This window comes from Rheinheimera pacifica, assembly GCF_900108485.1.
Classification (GTDB): Bacteria; Pseudomonadota; Gammaproteobacteria; order Enterobacterales; family Alteromonadaceae; genus Alishewanella; species Alishewanella pacifica.
The window spans coordinates 1-16,688 of record NZ_FNXF01000029.1; the positions used below are offsets into that span (position 1 = coordinate 1).

General features: G+C 48.0%; 13 protein-coding genes and 1 tRNA gene. All 14 read left to right on the forward strand.

The genetic code is table 11. The annotated features are described in order from the left end of the window. Positions 1–212: 212 nt before the first annotated feature. The 14 genes from BLW68_RS20340 to tuf all read left to right on the forward strand — a co-directional run bounded on the left by BLW68_RS20340 (position 213) and on the right by tuf (position 16,647). Positions 213–289, forward strand: a tRNA-Trp gene (locus tag BLW68_RS20340). 74 nt (positions 290–363) lie between these two features. Next, positions 364–738: a preprotein translocase subunit SecE gene (gene secE, locus BLW68_RS20345; protein WP_092797084.1), complete on the forward strand. Its 375-nt coding sequence runs from the start codon at positions 364–366 to the stop codon at positions 736–738. Positions 739–753: 15 nt separating this feature from the next. Beyond that, complete coding sequence (gene nusG, locus BLW68_RS20350) at positions 754–1,281, forward strand: transcription termination/antitermination protein NusG (protein ID WP_068231313.1); 528 nt, start codon at positions 754–756, stop codon at positions 1,279–1,281. Between the two features lie 120 nt (positions 1,282–1,401). After that, positions 1,402–1,830, forward strand: coding sequence for a 50S ribosomal protein L11 (gene rplK / locus BLW68_RS20355; protein WP_068231316.1), 429 nt, complete (start codon positions 1,402–1,404; stop codon positions 1,828–1,830). Positions 1,831–1,833: 3 nt separating this feature from the next. Continuing rightward, a complete protein-coding gene (gene rplA / locus BLW68_RS20360) occupies positions 1,834–2,535 on the forward strand; it encodes a 50S ribosomal protein L1 (RefSeq protein ID WP_068231319.1) in 702 nt (233 codons plus the stop codon). Between the two features lie 127 nt (positions 2,536–2,662). Further along, on the forward strand, positions 2,663–2,830 hold the full coding sequence (locus BLW68_RS21200) for a hypothetical protein (protein WP_177172309.1): 168 nt from the start codon (positions 2,663–2,665) through the stop codon (positions 2,828–2,830). Continuing rightward, positions 2,820–3,314, forward strand: coding sequence for a 50S ribosomal protein L10 (gene rplJ, locus BLW68_RS20365; protein ID WP_068231322.1), 495 nt, complete (start codon positions 2,820–2,822; stop codon positions 3,312–3,314). Before BLW68_RS21200 ends, rplJ begins: the two co-directional genes overlap by 11 nt. Before the next feature lie 64 nt (positions 3,315–3,378). After that, positions 3,379–3,744, forward strand: coding sequence for a 50S ribosomal protein L7/L12 (gene rplL / locus BLW68_RS20370; RefSeq protein WP_068231325.1), 366 nt, complete (start codon positions 3,379–3,381; stop codon positions 3,742–3,744). Positions 3,745–3,918: 174 nt separating this feature from the next. Next, a complete protein-coding gene (gene rpoB / locus BLW68_RS20375; RefSeq protein WP_092797086.1) occupies positions 3,919–7,944 on the forward strand; it encodes a DNA-directed RNA polymerase subunit beta in 4,026 nt (1,341 codons plus the stop codon). 65 nt (positions 7,945–8,009) lie between these two features. Next, positions 8,010–12,191: a DNA-directed RNA polymerase subunit beta' gene (gene rpoC, locus BLW68_RS20380; protein ID WP_092797088.1), complete on the forward strand. Its 4,182-nt coding sequence runs from the start codon at positions 8,010–8,012 to the stop codon at positions 12,189–12,191. Positions 12,192–12,343: 152 nt separating this feature from the next. Continuing rightward, positions 12,344–12,718 (forward strand): 30S ribosomal protein S12, encoded by a 375-nt coding sequence (gene rpsL / locus BLW68_RS20385; RefSeq protein ID WP_019677787.1) that lies wholly within the window; start codon positions 12,344–12,346, stop codon positions 12,716–12,718. A 90-nt stretch (positions 12,719–12,808) separates the two neighbouring features. After that, positions 12,809–13,279, forward strand: coding sequence for a 30S ribosomal protein S7 (rpsG, locus tag BLW68_RS20390; protein ID WP_027672433.1), 471 nt, complete (start codon positions 12,809–12,811; stop codon positions 13,277–13,279). A 26-nt stretch (positions 13,280–13,305) separates the two neighbouring features. Next, positions 13,306–15,408: an elongation factor G gene (gene fusA / locus BLW68_RS20395; RefSeq protein WP_092797090.1), complete on the forward strand. Its 2,103-nt coding sequence runs from the start codon at positions 13,306–13,308 to the stop codon at positions 15,406–15,408. A gap of 54 nt (positions 15,409–15,462) precedes the next feature. Next, positions 15,463–16,647: an elongation factor Tu gene (tuf, locus tag BLW68_RS20400; RefSeq protein ID WP_092796972.1), complete on the forward strand. Its 1,185-nt coding sequence runs from the start codon at positions 15,463–15,465 to the stop codon at positions 16,645–16,647. Positions 16,648–16,688: the final 41 nt, after the last annotated feature.

The following is a 16,688-nucleotide window of genomic DNA, read 5'->3' on the forward strand; positions in this document are numbered from 1 at the left end:
CGTGAAGGCGGCCGTACAGTAGGTGCGGGTGTAGTATCAAAAATCCTGGCGTAATAGCTAAGATGTGAAAAGGCCCCGTAAGGGGCTTTTTTTATTCCATTGTGTATTTAAAAATAACGCAATAAGAGACACTAAGCTTGTTTTAGCACGCTAAGACAGTATAATGAGCGGCTATTTGAAAACCCGGCGATATGTCTGGTTTACAACCTTGTAGGGGCATAGTTCCAATTGGTAGAACAGCGGTCTCCAAAACCGATGGTTGGGGGTTCGAATCCCTCTGCCCCTGCCAATATTTTTCGGCACAGCATAAGCTCTGCCGGTAGTGTGTTGCTATAAGCAAGTCAAGGTGAAGTGAGTCAAAGCATGAACGCAGCAAGTGAAACCCCAAAAAGCGGATTTGATGTAATCAAGTGGTTGCTGGTCTTTGTTATTTTGTCACTGGCAGTGGTAGGTAACTACATATACGAGCTGTCTGCATTAGAGCGTGCAATTACTATTGTAGTGTTAGTAATTATTGCCGGCGTAGTCGCAGGGCAAACGCAAAAAGGCAAAACCTTTATAAACTTCGCTAAAGAAGCACGTACCGAAGTACGTAAAGTGGTTTGGCCAACCCGGCAGGAAACCATGCAAACGACGCTTGTAGTGTTAGTGGCTACAGTGATCATGGGGTTAATCCTGTGGGGTTTAGACGCCATCTTATTGCGCGTTGTGTCTTTTTTAACAGGATTGGGGATCTAAACCATGGCTGGAAAAATGCGTTGGTATGTGGTGCAGGCATTCTCAGGTTTCGAGCAACGGGTTGCTACCTCACTGCGTGAACATATCAAAATTCATCAGATGGAAGATAAATTTGGTGAAGTGCTGGTGCCTACCGAAGAAGTGATTGAAATGCGTGCCGGCCAGAAGCGTAAGTCTGAGCGCAAGTTCTTCCCTGGCTATGTGCTGGTACAGATGGAAATGTGCGAAGAAGCCTGGCACTTAGTTAAAAGCGTGCCGCGTGTATTAGGTTTTATTGGTGGTACTTCAGATCGCCCGGCGCCGATTTCTGAAAAAGAAGCCATGACTATCCTGAATCGTTTACAGGATAATATTGACAAGCCGAAGCCGAAAACCCTGTTTGAGACCGGCGAAGTGGTGCGCGTTACCGAAGGCCCGTTTGCCGATTTCAATGGCGTGGTAGAAGAAGTAGATTACGAAAAAAGCCGCGTAAAAGTATCAGTATTGATCTTCGGCCGTTCTACTCCGGTAGACCTGGAATTCGCCCAGGTCGAAAAAGCGTAAAGATAAACATTGTAACCGGGCGCTGATTAAAATATAATCTGCGCCCTTTTTAACATTGGGAAGCCGTTTGAGTAAGTGTCCTCGCATTTACAAGGCTACGACCCAGAACAGAGGTGAAACATGGCAAAGAAAGTCACTGCACTTATTAAACTGCAGGTTAAAGCCGGTATGGCTAACCCGTCGCCACCGGTAGGTCCGGCGCTGGGTCAACATGGTGTAAACATCATGGAATTCTGTAAAGGTTTTAACGCCCGTACAGAAAGCCTTGAGAAAGGTATGCCAATCCCGGTAGTAATTACTGTATATAGCGATCGTTCTTTCACGTTCGAAACCCGCACTCCTCCAGCATCTTTCCTGTTATTGAAAGCAGCTGGTTTAAAAGGTGGTTCAGGTCGTCCTAATACCCAGAAAGTTGGCAAAATCACAGCAGCTCAGGTTGATGAGATTGTTAAGGTCAAGCAGCCAGATTTAACTGCTGCAGATCATGCCGCTGCGGTGCGTACTATTGAAGGTACTGCCCGTTCAATGGGTTTAGTGGTGGAGGGCTAACAGATGGCTAAATTAACTAAACGCGCTAAGTTAATCCGCTCTAAAGTGGATGCAACCCGCGAATACGATATCAACGAAGCAGTTGCTCTGTTAAAAGAATTAACAGCTGGCAAATTTCTGGAAAGCGTTGATGTTGCTGTAAATCTGGGCATTGATGCCCGTAAATCTGATCAGAACGTACGTGGTGCTACTGTACTGCCTCACGGTACTGGCCGTACTGTTCGCGTTGCCGTGTTTACCCAGGGCGCTAACGCTGAAGCTGCTAAAGCTGCCGGTGCTGACATCGTTGGTATGGAAGACTTAGCTGAACAGGTTAAGAAAGGCGTAATGGATTTTGACGTGGTTATCGCATCACCAGACGCTATGCGCGTTGTGGGTATGTTAGGTCAGATCTTAGGCCCACGTGGTTTAATGCCTAACCCAAAAACCGGTACTGTTACCCCTAACGTAGCTGAAGCGGTTAAGAACGCTAAAGCGGGTCAGGTGCGTTACCGCAACGACAAGAATGGTATTATCCATTCTACTATCGGCAAAATCGATTTTGATGCTGACAAGTTAAAAGAAAACTTAGAAGCCTTACTGATCGCGTTAAAGCGTGCCAAGCCTTCAGTGGCAAAAGGTATTTTCATCAAGAAAGTGACTATTTCTTCTACCCATGGTGCAGGTTTAACTCTGAGCCAGGCGTCACTGAGCGCAGTGGTTTAAGGCGTAGTGCTTTACAGAGCAGCGTGATTATTTTATAATCGCGCGCTCATTTTTAGGGTAGGAGCCGTATTTTTTCGAAAATAGCGGCTTCCGTCCAAGACCGTAGGTGTCAGGATTTTCTTTTGAAATGAATGACTTAAAATTCACAACCTACGCAGACGGTGCAGGCCCCAGAAGAATTGATTCTTTCTGGTCTCACCGTAAATCGCGCGCTTTATGGCAACTTAAAGCGATGTGTAGGCAAACGGGCAATAATGCCCGGATGAACCAGGAGTTAAAAGCCAATGGCTATTAAGCTTGAAGACAAAAAAGCACTTGTTGCTGAAGTCCAGGAAGCTGCCAAAGGTGCTTTATCTGCGGTAGTCGCAGACGCTCGTGGTGTCACTGTAGGCAAAATCACTGCGCTGCGTAAGCAAGCGCGTGAAGCCGGTGTATGGATGAAAGTTGTCCGTAACACGCTGGTTCGCCGTGCAGTAGAAGGCACCGAGTTTGAGTGTCTGAACGATGTATTCGTAGGCCCGACGTTAATTGCGTTCTCTAAAGAGCACCCAGGTGCTGCAGCGCGTATCTTCAAAGATTTCGCGAAAGAGAACAAAGACTTCGAGCTGAAAGGTGCAGCGTTTAATGGCGCCACGGTAAACATTGAGGTGTTAGCATCGTTACCAACTTACGACGAAGCTATTGCACGCTTAATGAGCACTATGAAAGAGGCAGCAGCCGGCAAACTTGTACGTACAATTGCCGCGGTTCGCGACCAAAAACAAGAGCAAGCCGCGTAATTTTACGCTTGGTTTGATACAGAGTTTAATTCGGGCCAAGGCCCCTAATTTAGGAATCTGAGCAATGTCAGTGACTAAAGATCAAATCTTAGATGCTATCGCAGCAATGTCTGTAATGGATGTAGTTGAGTTAGTAACTGCAATGGAAGAAAAATTCGGTGTGTCTGCAGCTGCTGCTGTAGCTGTTGCTGCAGGTCCTGCTGCTGCTGCTGAAGAGCAAACTGAATTCAACGTAATTCTGGCTGGTATTGGTGCGAACAAAGTTGCTGTTATCAAAGCAGTACGTGGCGCAACCGGTTTAGGTCTGAAAGAAGCGAAAGACCTGGTTGAGAGCGCTCCAGCTCCAATCAAAGAAGGCGTTTCAAAAGCAGAAGCAGAAGCTCTGAAGAAAGAACTTGAAGAAGCTGGTGCATCTGTTGAAGTTAAATAATCCGGCTTATACCGGGTTATTCGCCTGAAATTCAGGCTGGGCTGGTGATGAATTAATCACCGGCCTTTTTGCGCTGTGGGACAATGATTTCCCCACCCCTGTTGATACTATGGCTGGTATCAAAGCAACCTGTAACGGGTTGTTGGGAAAAAAATCAGCAAGCTGAGGAACCCCATGACTTACTCTTATTCTGAGAAGAAACGTATCCGTAAGGACTTCGGCAAACGTCCGGAAGTATTGGATGTGCCATACCTGTTGTCGATTCAAATCGAGTCGTTCAGCAAATTTATCGAGCCTGATCCGGAAGGAGATTACGGTTTAGAAGCCGCATTCCGCTCTGTATTCCCTATTAAAAGCTATTCAGGCAGTGCGGAATTGCAGTACGTCAGCTACCGCATCGGGGAACCCGTATTTGACGTAAAAGAATGTCAAATTCGCGGTGTTACTTACTCAGCTCCTTTACGCGTAAAACTGCGTATGGTGTTATTCGATAAAGAAGCACCAGGCACAATCAAAGATATCCGTGAACAAGAAGTCTACATGGGTGAAATCCCGTTGATGACCGAAAACGGTACCTTTGTAATTAACGGTACTGAGCGCGTTATCGTTTCTCAGTTACACCGTAGCCCGGGTGTGTTCTTCGATCACGACCGTGGCAAAACGCACTCTTCAGGCAAGGTACTGTATAACGCCCGCGTTATTCCTTACCGTGGTTCCTGGTTAGATTTCGAATTCGATGCCAAAGATAACCTGTTTGTGCGGATTGACCGTCGCCGTAAATTACCGGCTACCATTCTGCTGCGCGCACTGGAATTCAGCACCGAAGATATTCTGAGCACTTTCTTTGAAAGCACTCAATTTGAAATTAAAGACGGCAAGTTAATGATGGCTGTAGTGGCCAACCGCTTACGCGGTGAAACAGCCGGTTTTGATATCAAAGACAACGATGGCGAAGTCATAGTAGAACAAGGCCGTCGTATTACTGCACGCCACGTGCGTCAGCTGGAAAAAACCGGCATGACCATGATGGAAGTACCACACGAGTATGTGGTAGGCCGTGTGCTGGCAAAAAATTACGCTGACCGTTCAACCGGAGAGATTATTGCCGAGGCGAACGCAGAGCTCACACTGGAGCTGTTAGCAAAACTGGCGAAAGCCGGTTACGAGAGTTTTGAAACTCTGTATATCAACGACTTGGATCAGGGCTCTTACGTTTCTGAAACCATTCGTATTGACCCAAGCAGCAACCGTATGGAAGCGCTGGTAGAAATTTATCGTATGATGCGCCCTGGTGAACCACCAACGCGTGATGCGGCTGAAACCTTATTTGAAAACCTGTTCTTCTCTGAAGACCGTTATGATTTATCCACGGTTGGCCGGATGAAGTTCAACCGTCGGGTTAACTTTGAAGAAGGCGTCGGTACCGGCGTACTGAGCAAAGAAGACATTCTGGCGGTAATGAAAGTATTAATCGACATCCGTAACGGTAAAGGCGAAGTGGACGATATCGACCACTTAGGTAACCGCCGTATCCGTTCTGTTGGCGAAATGGCGGAAAACCAATTCCGTGTTGGTTTAGTACGTGTTGAACGTGCGGTGAAAGAGCGTTTGTCACTGGGCGATTTAGATGCGGTAATGCCACAGGATCTGATCAACGCCAAGCCAATTTCAGCTGCGGTGAAAGAGTTCTTTGGCTCAAGCCAGCTGTCACAGTTTATGGATCAGAACAACCCGTTATCAGAAGTGACGCACAAGCGTCGTATTTCTGCTTTAGGCCCGGGCGGTTTAACGCGTGAGCGTGCCGGTTTCGAAGTACGTGACGTACACCCGACCCACTATGGTCGCGTATGTCCAATCGAAACGCCTGAAGGTCCGAACATCGGTCTGATTAACTCACTGTCTATGTTTGCCCAGACTAACGAGTATGGCTTCCTTGAAACGCCGTACCGTCGTTTGGAAGACGGTGTGGTTACCGACGAAGTCGATTTCCTGTCAGCCATTGAGGAAGGCAACTTTGTTATCGCTCAGGCCAACGCTGAACTGAACGCAGAAAACCGTTTATCAGAAGAATTAGTACCTTGTCGTTACAAGAACGAATTCACTCTGATGCCGGCTGACAAAGTACAGTATATGGATGTTGCACCACAGCAGATCGTATCGGTTGCTGCGGCGTTAATTCCGTTCCTGGAACACGATGATGCTAACCGGGCACTGATGGGCTCGAACATGCAACGTCAGGCCGTCCCAACGCTGCGTGCTGATAAGCCGCTGGTAGGTACCGGTATTGAGCGCGTGGTAGCAAAAGACTCTGGTGTTACTGTTGTTGCCAAACGTGGCGGTGTGATTGACTACGTTGATGCCAGCCGTATCGTGATCAAGGTAAATGAAGATGAAATGGTGGCCGGTGAAGCCGGTATCGACATCTACAACCTGACCAAATACACCCGTTCTAACCAGAACACCTGTATTAACCAGCGTCCTTGCGTAAACCATGGCGAGCCAATTGAACGTGGCGACGTACTGGCAGACGGCCCATCTACCGATTTAGGTGAACTGGCATTAGGCCAAAACCTGCGCGTGGCATTTATGCCGTGGAACGGTTACAACTTCGAAGATTCGATTTTGTTATCAGAGCGTCTGGTACAGGAAGATCGTTTAACCACTATTCACATTCAGGAGTTAAGCTGTATCGCCCGCGATACCAAGCTTGGGCCTGAAGAAATCACCGGTGATATTCCAAACGTGGGTGAGTCTGCGCTGTCTAAGCTGGACGAAGCCGGTATCGTTTACATTGGTGCTGAAGTGAAAGGTGGCGACATTCTGGTAGGTAAGGTTACGCCTAAAGGCGAAAGCCAGTTAACGCCGGAAGAAAAACTGTTACGTGCTATCTTCGGTGAAAAAGCGTCTGATGTAAAAGATACCTCGCTGCGGGTACCAAACTCAGTAACAGGTACTGTTATTGATGTGCAGGTATTTACCCGTGATGGCGTAGAGAAAGACAAACGCGCCCGTGAAATCGAGGAAATGGAAGTCAAACAGGCGAAGAAAGACCTGAATGAAGAATTCCGTATCCTGGAGGCCGGTATTTTCGACCGTGCCCGTAACCTGCTGGAGCAAAGCGGTGTTGACCGTGCCAAGCTGGATACGATGAAAGGTGATGCGCTGTTTAATCAGAGCTTAAGCGACGAAGACAAGCAAAACGACCTGGAGCAATTGGCCACCCAGTACGAAGAAATTCGTATTGAGTACGATAAGAAGTTCGAAGCCAAGCGTCGTAAGATCATCCAGGGTGATGATTTGGCACCAGGCGTACTGAAGATTGTTAAAGTGTATCTGGCGGTAAAACGCCGCATCCAGCCGGGTGATAAAATGGCCGGCCGTCACGGTAACAAAGGTGTTATCTCTACCATAGTTCCGGTAGAAGATATGCCATACGACGAACACGGCAAGCCGGTTGATATCGTGCTGAACCCGCTGGGCGTACCGTCACGGATGAACATTGGTCAGATTTTGGAAACACACTTAGGCTTAGCGGCCCGTGGTATCGGCGACAAAATTGATGCGATGATCAAAGAGCACAAAGAAACGGCAGAAATCCGTGACTTCCTGACCAAGGTGTACGCACTGGGTGAATCACGCCAGAACGTGGATATCGAAAGCTTTACCGATGATGAAATTCGTCGTTTAGCACAAAATCTGCGTAAAGGCTTACCTGTGGCAACACCGGTATTCGACGGCGCGAAAGAAAGCGAAATCAAGCAATTGCTTGAGCTGGGTGACTTACCGTCAAGCGGTCAAATCACGCTGTATGATGGCCGTACCGGTAATACCTTCGAGCGTAAGGTTACCGTAGGTTACATGTACATGCTGAAACTGAACCACTTAGTAGACGATAAGATGCATGCGCGTTCTACCGGTTCTTACAGCTTAGTAACGCAACAGCCGCTGGGTGGTAAAGCTCAGTTTGGTGGTCAGCGTTTCGGTGAGATGGAAGTGTGGGCACTGGAAGCATACGGCGCAGCGTATACGCTGCAGGAAATGCTTACCGTTAAGTCGGACGACGTTAACGGCCGTACCAAGATGTATAAAAACATCGTTGACGGTGACCACAGAATGGAACCTGGCATGCCAGAATCTTTCAACGTACTAATGAAAGAGATCCGTTCGCTCGGTATTAACATCGAATTGGAAGAGGAATAAACCGACGTTAAGTTGGGGGGCAGTTTTCTGCCCCATTCCGGTTTACCTCTTACAGGAGAGCTAAGGTGAAAGACTTATTAAAGTTTCTGAAACAACAAACTAAAACCGAAGAGTTTGATGTTATCCGTATCGGTTTATCTTCGCCGGACATGATCCGTTCATGGTCCTTTGGTGAAGTGAAAAAGCCAGAAACGATCAACTACCGTACCTTTAAACCCGAGCGTGATGGTTTATTCTGCGCCCGTATTTTTGGCCCGGTAAAAGATTACGAGTGTTTGTGCGGTAAGTACAAGCGCTTAAAGCACCGTGGTGTGATCTGTGAAAAATGTGGCGTTGAAGTAACCTTAACCAAGGTACGCCGCGAGCGCATGGGCCATATTGAACTGGCCAGCCCGACAGCACACATTTGGTTCTTAAAATCACTGCCAAGCCGTATTGGTTTGCTGCTGGATATGACACTGCGTGATATCGAGCGCGTGCTGTATTTCGAAAGCTATGTGGTCACCGAGCCAGGTATGACGTCGTTAGAACGCCGTCAGATGCTGACCGAAGAAGAATACCTCGACGTGCTGGAAGAGCATGGCGATGAGTTTGAAGCCAAAATGGGTGCCGAAGCAATTCTGGACATCTTAAAAGGCATTGAGCTGGCAACAGAAATCAAGCAAATGCGTGAAGAGCTGCCAACGATCAACTCAGAAACCAAGCGCAAGAAAATCAGCAAGCGTCTGAAACTGATGGAAGCCTTCCACACTTCTGGCAACAAGCCTGAGTGGATGATTATGACAGTACTGCCGGTACTGCCACCGGATTTACGTCCGCTGGTACCACTGGACGGTGGCCGTTTTGCTACTTCAGATCTGAACGACTTATACCGTCGCGTGATCAACCGTAATAACCGTCTGAAACGTCTGTTAGATTTGTCTGCACCTGACATTATCGTACGTAACGAAAAGCGTATGTTACAGGAAGCGGTAGATGCGTTATTAGATAACGGCCGTCGTGGTCGTGCTATTACCGGTTCTAACAAGCGCCCACTGAAATCTTTGGCCGATATGATCAAAGGTAAACAAGGTCGTTTCCGTCAGAACTTGTTAGGTAAGCGTGTTGACTACTCAGGCCGTTCTGTTATTACCGTAGGTCCTACTTTACGTCTGCATCAGTGCGGTTTACCAAAGAAAATGGCGTTAGAGTTATTCAAGCCATTTATCTACGGCAAGTTAGAAGCCCGCGGTTTAGCCACTACTATTAAAGCGGCTAAAAAGATGGTTGAGCGCGAAGAAGGCGCAGTATGGGACGTGTTGGACGAAGTGATCCGCGAACACCCGGTACTGTTAAACCGTGCACCAACCCTGCACCGTTTAGGTATTCAGGCGTTTGAACCGGTACTGATCGAAGGTAAAGCCATTCAGTTACACCCACTGGTGTGTGCTGCTTATAACGCCGACTTCGACGGTGACCAAATGGCCGTTCACGTACCGTTGACGATTGAAGCGCAGTTAGAAGCCCGTGCGCTGATGATGTCAACTAACAACGTACTGTCACCTGCTAACGGCGAGCCTATCATCGTTCCTTCACAGGACGTTGTGTTAGGTTTGTATTACATGACGCGTGAGGCGATTAACGCCAAAGGCGAAGGCATGATGTTCAAGAGTGCGAAAGAAGCTGAAAAAGCCTTCCGTGCTGACTGTGCCAGCCTGCATGCCAAAGTAAAAGTGCGTATTACCGAAGTGGAATTTGCCGAAGATGGCAGCCGTACGGAAACCACAGCAGTACGTGACACCACTGTTGGCCGTGCCATTCTGTATTCTATCCTGCCGGAAGGCTTAGCCTTTGATTCAATCAACCAGGCTATGGGTAAGAAACAGATTTCACGCTTATTAAACGGTGCTTACCGTCGTATCGGTCTGAAAAAGACCGTTATTCTGGCCGACCAAATCATGTATACCGGTTTCCATTACGCTATGTTATCAGGCGTATCGGTTGGTATTAACGATATGGTTATTCCGGATGCAAAAACTGAAATCATCGACGCGGCAGAAGCCGAAGTTGCTGAAATTCAGGACCAGTTCCAACAAGGTCTGGTTACTGCCGGTGAAAAGTACAACAAAGTTATCGATATCTGGTCAACAGCGAACGAAGTGTTGTCCAAAGCGATGATGGACAACCTGTCAAAAGAAAACGTGGTTGACCGCGACGGTAATACCGTACAGCAACAGTCATTCAACTCGGTATATATGATGGCCGACTCCGGCGCCCGGGGTTCACCGGCGCAGATCCGTCAGCTGGCAGCGATGCGTGGTCTGATGGCAAAACCGGACGGCTCTATCATCGAAACGCCGATTACGGCGAACTTCCGTGAAGGCTTAAGCGTACTGCAATACTTCATCTCTACTCACGGTGCGCGTAAAGGTTTGGCCGATACGGCATTGAAAACTGCTAACTCCGGTTACCTGACCCGCCGTCTGGTAGACGTAGCGCAAGACTTAGTTGTGACAGAGCGCGACTGTGGTTCAGATCAAGGCATTATCATGAAACCGCTGATTGAAGGTGGTGACGTGGTAGAAGGTCTGCGTGAGCGCGTACTGGGCCGGGTAGTTATTGGTGATGTGGTATCACCAACAACAGGTGCAGTATTAGTAGCCGACGGCACCATGTTAGATGAGCAACTGTGTGATGCCTTAGAGCAAAACTCAATTGACGAAGTACACGTACGTTCGGTAATTACCTGTAAAACAGATTTTGGTGTGTGTGCCAAATGTTATGGCCGTGATTTAGCTCGTGGTCACCTGATCAACGCCGGTGAAGCAGTAGGTGTTATTGCTGCTCAGTCAATCGGTGAACCGGGTACCCAGTTAACGATGCGTACTTTCCACATCGGTGGTGCGGCATCACGGGCGTCAGCAGAGAACAGTGTACAGGTTAAAACAGCCGGTACCTTAAAACTGCAAAATGCCAAGTTTGTGCGTAATGCGGATAACAAAATTGTTATCACCTCACGTTCTGCTGAAGTTACCGTATTTGACGAATTAGGCCGTGAGAAAGAGCGTTATAAGCTGCCGTATGGTTCAATCCTGACGACAGACGACAATGCCAAGATCACTGCCGGCCAAATCGTAGCAAACTGGGATCCGCATTCACACCCAATTATTGTTGAGCGCGGTGCCAAAGTTAACCACAGCGATGTGGATGATACCAACACTGAAGTACAACAGGATGAGTTGACCGGCTTAACCCGTACCGTGGTGAAAGATTTGGCCAAGGCGAACGCCAAAGAGCCAAAACTTATTCTGACTATGGATGACGGCGCGCTGCAGGAAATCCGTTTACCAAGCTTTACCACTATCGAAGTAACCGATGGTGCTACGGTAAAAGCCGGTGAAGTATTGGCTCGTATTCCGCAGGAAAGCTCGAAAACACGCGACATCACCGGTGGTCTGCCACGCGTTGCTGACTTGTTCGAAGCGCGTAAACCAAAAGATCCAGCCATTCTGGCCGAGATCTCTGGTGTTATCAGCTTCGGTAAAGAAACTAAAGGCAAACGTCGCTTGTTAATCACGCCTGAGCAGGGTGATGTACATGAAGAGATGATCCAGAAATGGCGTCAGGTTAATGTGTTCGAAGGTGAGCGCATTGAAAAAGGCGAAGTTATCTCTGAAGGACCTGAGTCTGCGCACGATATCCTGCGTTTACGTGGTGTCCACCATGTGGCCAGCTATATTGTGAACGAAGTACAGGACGTTTACCGTCTGCAGGGCGTTAAGATCAACGATAAACACATCGAGACGATTATCCGGCAGATGCTGCGTAAGTGCTTAATTACCAGCCCGGGTGACAGTGAGTTCCTCGAAGGCGAAATGGCTGAAGTGGCCCGCGTCAATATCGCTAACCGCGAATTGGAAGCGGCCGGTAAAATGCCAGCGCAGTATGAGCGCTCATTACTGGGTATTACCAAGGCGTCACTGTCGACTGACTCGTTCATTTCGGCGGCGTCGTTCCAGGAGACCACACGCGTTCTGACTGAAGCCGCCGTAGGCGGTAAGATTGATGAACTGCGCGGTCTGAAAGAAAACGTAATTGTTGGCCGTTTGATCCCGGCAGGTACCGGTTTTGCGTATCACCAAAACCGTGCCCGTCTACGTCAACGCGCTGGCAGTGGCGAAGTTGTTGAACCGGCAATGAGTGCAGAGACGGCAGAGCAAGCCTTGTCTGACGCGCTTAACATGGATTTGTCTGGCAACGACAACTAAAAGCAGGGAAACAGGGCTGATTGCTGGCTAAATTAGCAGCAATTGGCTTTGTTCCTTGACAGGTCAAAGCTTGACCATTAGAATTCCGCGACCCTGATTTTGGGGTGCGGAATTTTCACGTTTATTGGGTATATATTAACCAGGAGTATTTAATGGCAACAATCAACCAGCTAGTGCGTAAGCCGCGCAGCCAGAAGGTAGCCAAGAGCACCGTTCCGGCGCTTGAAGCTTGCCCGCAGAAGCGTGGTGTTTGTACCCGTGTATACACCACTACACCTAAGAAGCCAAACTCAGCATTACGTAAAGTATGCCGTGTTCGTTTAACCAACGGATTCGAAGTTTCTTCTTACATTGGTGGTGAAGGCCATAACCTGCAAGAGCACAGTGTTGTGCTTATTCGCGGTGGCCGGGTAAAAGACCTGCCAGGTGTGCGTTACCACACCGTACGCGGCACATTAGACTGTGCTGGCGTTAAAGATCGTAAACAAGCCCGTTCTAAGTACGGTGCAAAACGGCCTAAGAAATAACGGTACTCCGTTAGTAAGGCCAAACTAAACAACTTTTTTTCTTTAATGTATTAAAAGTTTTGGAATCACCTGAAGCAATCGGAGTTACGAATGCCAAGAAGACGCGTCATAGGTCAACGTAAAATTCTTCCAGATCCTAAATTCGGAAGTGAATTACTTGCCAAGTTTGTAAACGTCGTTATGGTCGACGGTAAAAAATCTACAGCCGAATCAATTGTATACGGCGCATTAGAGTTAGCTGCTACCAAGTCTAAGAAAGAACATTTAGACATATTTGAAGTAGCACTGGACAACATTCGTCCAACGGTCGAAGTTAAATCACGCCGCGTAGGTGGTTCTACCTACCAGGTACCATGTGAAGTTCGTCCGGTACGTCGTAATGCTCTGGCAATGCGTTGGTTGGTTGAAGCTGCCCGTAAACGTGGTGAAAAATCAATGGCTCAGCGTTTAGCTGGTGAAATGCTGGATGCCGTTGACAATAAAGGTTCTGCAGTGAAAAAACGTGAAGACGTGCACCGTATGGCCGAAGCTAACAAAGCGTTCGCCCATTTCCGTTGGTAAGCCTGTCTTAACAAGAGGATATTATTGTGGCACGTACAACCCCAATAGAACGCTACCGTAACATTGGTATCTGTGCTCACGTAGATGCGGGTAAAACCACAACTACTGAGCGGGTGCTGTTCTATACTGGTCTGTCGCATAAGATCGGTGAAGTCCATGATGGTGCAGCCACCATGGACTGGATGGAGCAGGAGCAGGAGCGTGGTATTACTATCACCTCAGCTGCGACTACTACGTTTTGGGCAGGTATGAACGCTCAGTTTGAGCAGCATCGTGTAAACATCATCGATACACCGGGCCACGTTGACTTCACGATTGAAGTTGAACGTTCGCTTCGGGTGTTAGATGGTGCTGTAGTTGTGCTGTGTGGTTCCTCTGGGGTTCAACCGCAAACAGAAACAGTTTGGCGTCAGGCCAATAAGTATGAAGTGCCGCGGTTGATCTTCGTTAATAAAATGGACCGCACCGGTGCCAACTTCTTACGCGTTGTTAAGCAGGCACAGACACGTCTGAACAGTACTATCGTACCAATTCAGCTACCTATTGGGGCTGAAGACGATTTCGCGGGTGTTGTCGACCTGATTAAGATGAAAGCCATAAACTGGAATATGGAAGACCAGGGTATGACTTTTACTTATGAAGAGATCCCTGCCGACATGTTAGAAGAGTGTCAGCAATGGCGTCTTAACCTGATTGAGGCCGCGGCAGAAGCTAGCGAAGACATGATGGAACGCTATTTAGAGGGTGACGAGTTCACTGAAGACGAAATTAAGGCTGCACTGCGCACATTAACATTGCGTAATGATGCAGTTTTAGTTCTGTGCGGCTCTGCTTTTAAAAACAAAGGTGTTCAGGCTGTTCTGGATGCGGTAATTGAGTACTTGCCTTCTCCTACAGAAGTTAAAGCTATTACCGGTATCAATGAAGACGAGTCTGAAGGTGAGCGTCATTCAAGTGACGACGAACCCTTCGCAGCACTGGCGTTTAAAATTGCTACTGATCCCTTCGTGGGTACGCTGACATTTTTCCGTGTGTATTCTGGTGTTATCAGTACAGGTGACACTGTATACAACCCGGTAAAAATGAAGAAAGAGCGTATTGGTCGTGTCGTGCAAATGCACGCCAACAACCGTCAGGAAATTAAAGAAGTACGTGCCGGCGACATCGCTGCCGGTATCGGTTTCAAAGACGTAACAACAGGTGATACCTTGTGTTCACCAGACCATATTATCACTCTGGAGCGCATGGAGTTCCCAGAACCGGTAATATCTGTTGCGGTGGAACCGAAAACCAAAGCTGATCAGGAAAAGATGGGTATCGCGCTGGGTAAGCTGGCTGCTGAAGATCCGTCCTTCCGTGTACATACTGATGAAGAAACCGGCCAGACGATTATTTCTGGTATGGGTGAACTGCACCTGGACATCATTGTTGACCGTATGCGTCGTGAGTTCAAGGTAGAAGCCAACGTGGGTAAACCCCAGGTTTCTTACCGTGAAACACTGCGTGGTGCCACTGAAGTTGAAGGTAAGTTCGTACGTCAGTCTGGTGGTCGTGGTCAGTTTGGTCACTGTTGGCTGAAAATTGAGCCGCAGGAAGAAGGTGCCGGTTATACGTTCGTGAATGCTGTAGTGGGTGGTGTTATTCCAAAAGAGTACATTCCTGCTATTGATAAAGGTATTCAGGAACAGATGAAGAACGGCGTTCTTGCTGGCTACCCGGTAATTGACGTTAAAGTTACTGTGTTTGACGGTTCGTACCACGATGTTGACTCAAACGAAATGGCGTTTAAAATCGCTGCTTCAATGGGCTTCAAAAAGGGTGCACTGCAAGCCAAGCCGGTTATCCTTGAGCCAATTATGAAAGTTGAGGTGGTAACGCCGGAAGACTTCATGGGTGATATTGTTGGTGACTTAAACCGTCGCCGCGGTATTATCAACGGCATGGAAGATGCACCTGGTGGTATCAAAATCGTTGATGCGCATGTGCCGCTATCTGAAATGTTTGGTTATGCAACCAACATGCGTTCGTTAAGTCAGGGTCGCGCTTCATACTCAATGGAACCATTGAAGTATGCTGAAGCTCCTAACAACGTTACAGAAGCAATTATCGCTGCGCGTAAAGCATATTAATAACTTAGTTTGGCCTGCAAAGCAGGCCGCAATTAAATAAAGAAGGGTCTATTCATGGCTAAGGCTAAATTTGAACGTAATAAACCGCACGTAAACGTAGGCACAATTGGTCACGTTGACCACGGTAAAACTACTTTAACTGCAGCAATCACAAACGTACTGGCAAAGCACTACGGCGGTCAGGCATTTGCATTCGACCAGATTGACAAAGCGCCGGAAGAAAAGGCCCGTGGTATCACAATCAACACATCACACGTTGAATACGATACACCAAGCCGTCACTACGCCCACGTAGACTGCCCAGGTCACGCCGACTATGTTAAGAACATGATTACCGGTGCGGCGCAGATGGACGGCGCTATTCTGGTAGTAGCAGCGACAGACGGCCCAATGCCACAAACCCGTGAGCACATCCTGTTATCACGTCAGGTAGGCGTACCATACATCATCGTATTCATGAACAAATGTGACATGGTAGATGACGAAGAGCTGTTAGAGCTGGTAGAAATGGAAGTGCGTGAGCTTCTTTCAGACTACGACTTCCCGGGTGACGACTTGCCTGTAATCCGTGGTTCAGCGCTGAAAGGCCTGGAAGGCGATGCAGAGTGGGAAAAGAAAATCCTGGAATTAGGCGAAGCGTTAGACACCTATATCCCAGAGCCGGTACGTGCGATTGACAAGCCATTCATCATGCCAATCGAAGACGTATTCTCAATTGCTGGCCGTGGTACTGTAGTAACAGGCCGTGTAGAGCAAGGTATCGTAAAAGTAGGCGAGACAGTAGAAATCGTAGGTATCAAAGATACAGTAGCGACTACCTGTACAGGTGTAGAAATGTTCCGTAAGCTGTTAGACGAAGGTCGTGCAGGCGAGAACATTGGTGCCTTGTTACGTGGTACTAAGCGTGAAGACGTAGAGCGTGGTCAGGTACTGGCGAAGCCAGGTTCAATCAAGCCACACACTAAGTTTGAAGGCGAAGTGTACGTACTGTCAAAAGAAGAAGGTGGTCGTCATACGCCATTCTTCAAAGGCTACCGTCCACAGTTCTACTTCCGTACTACAGACGTAACTGGTGCAGTAGAATTGCCAGAAGGCGTAGAGATGGTAATGCCAGGCGACAACCTGAAGTTTGTTGTAGAGCTGATTTGCCCAATCGCGATGGACGAAGGTTTACGCTTCGCTATCCGTGAAGGCGGCCGTACAGTAGGTGCGGGTGTAGTATCAAAAATCCTGGCGTAATAGCTAAGATGTGAAAAGGCCCCGTAAGGGGCTTTTTTTAT

Excerpts from the sequence above, each read along its gene's own strand:
- secE (WP_092797084.1), top strand. The coding sequence starts at position 364 with ATGAACGCAGCAAGTGAAACCCCAAAAAGCGGATTTGATGTAATCAAG.
- nusG (WP_068231313.1), top strand. The coding sequence starts at position 754 with ATGCGTTGGTATGTGGTGCAGGCATTCTCAGGTTTCGAGCAACGGGTT.
- rplK (WP_068231316.1), top strand. The coding sequence starts at position 1,402 with ATGGCAAAGAAAGTCACTGCACTTATTAAACTGCAGGTTAAAGCCGGT.
- rplA (WP_068231319.1), top strand. The coding sequence starts at position 1,834 with ATGGCTAAATTAACTAAACGCGCTAAGTTAATCCGCTCTAAAGTGGAT.
- BLW68_RS21200 (WP_177172309.1), top strand. The coding sequence starts at position 2,663 with ATGAATGACTTAAAATTCACAACCTACGCAGACGGTGCAGGCCCCAGA.
- rplJ (WP_068231322.1), top strand. The coding sequence starts at position 2,820 with ATGGCTATTAAGCTTGAAGACAAAAAAGCACTTGTTGCTGAAGTCCAG.
- rplL (WP_068231325.1), top strand. The coding sequence starts at position 3,379 with ATGTCAGTGACTAAAGATCAAATCTTAGATGCTATCGCAGCAATGTCT.
- rpoB (WP_092797086.1), top strand. The coding sequence starts at position 3,919 with ATGACTTACTCTTATTCTGAGAAGAAACGTATCCGTAAGGACTTCGGC.
- rpsL (WP_019677787.1), top strand. The coding sequence starts at position 12,344 with ATGGCAACAATCAACCAGCTAGTGCGTAAGCCGCGCAGCCAGAAGGTA.
- rpsG (WP_027672433.1), top strand. The coding sequence starts at position 12,809 with ATGCCAAGAAGACGCGTCATAGGTCAACGTAAAATTCTTCCAGATCCT.
- tuf (WP_092796972.1), top strand. The coding sequence starts at position 15,463 with ATGGCTAAGGCTAAATTTGAACGTAATAAACCGCACGTAAACGTAGGC.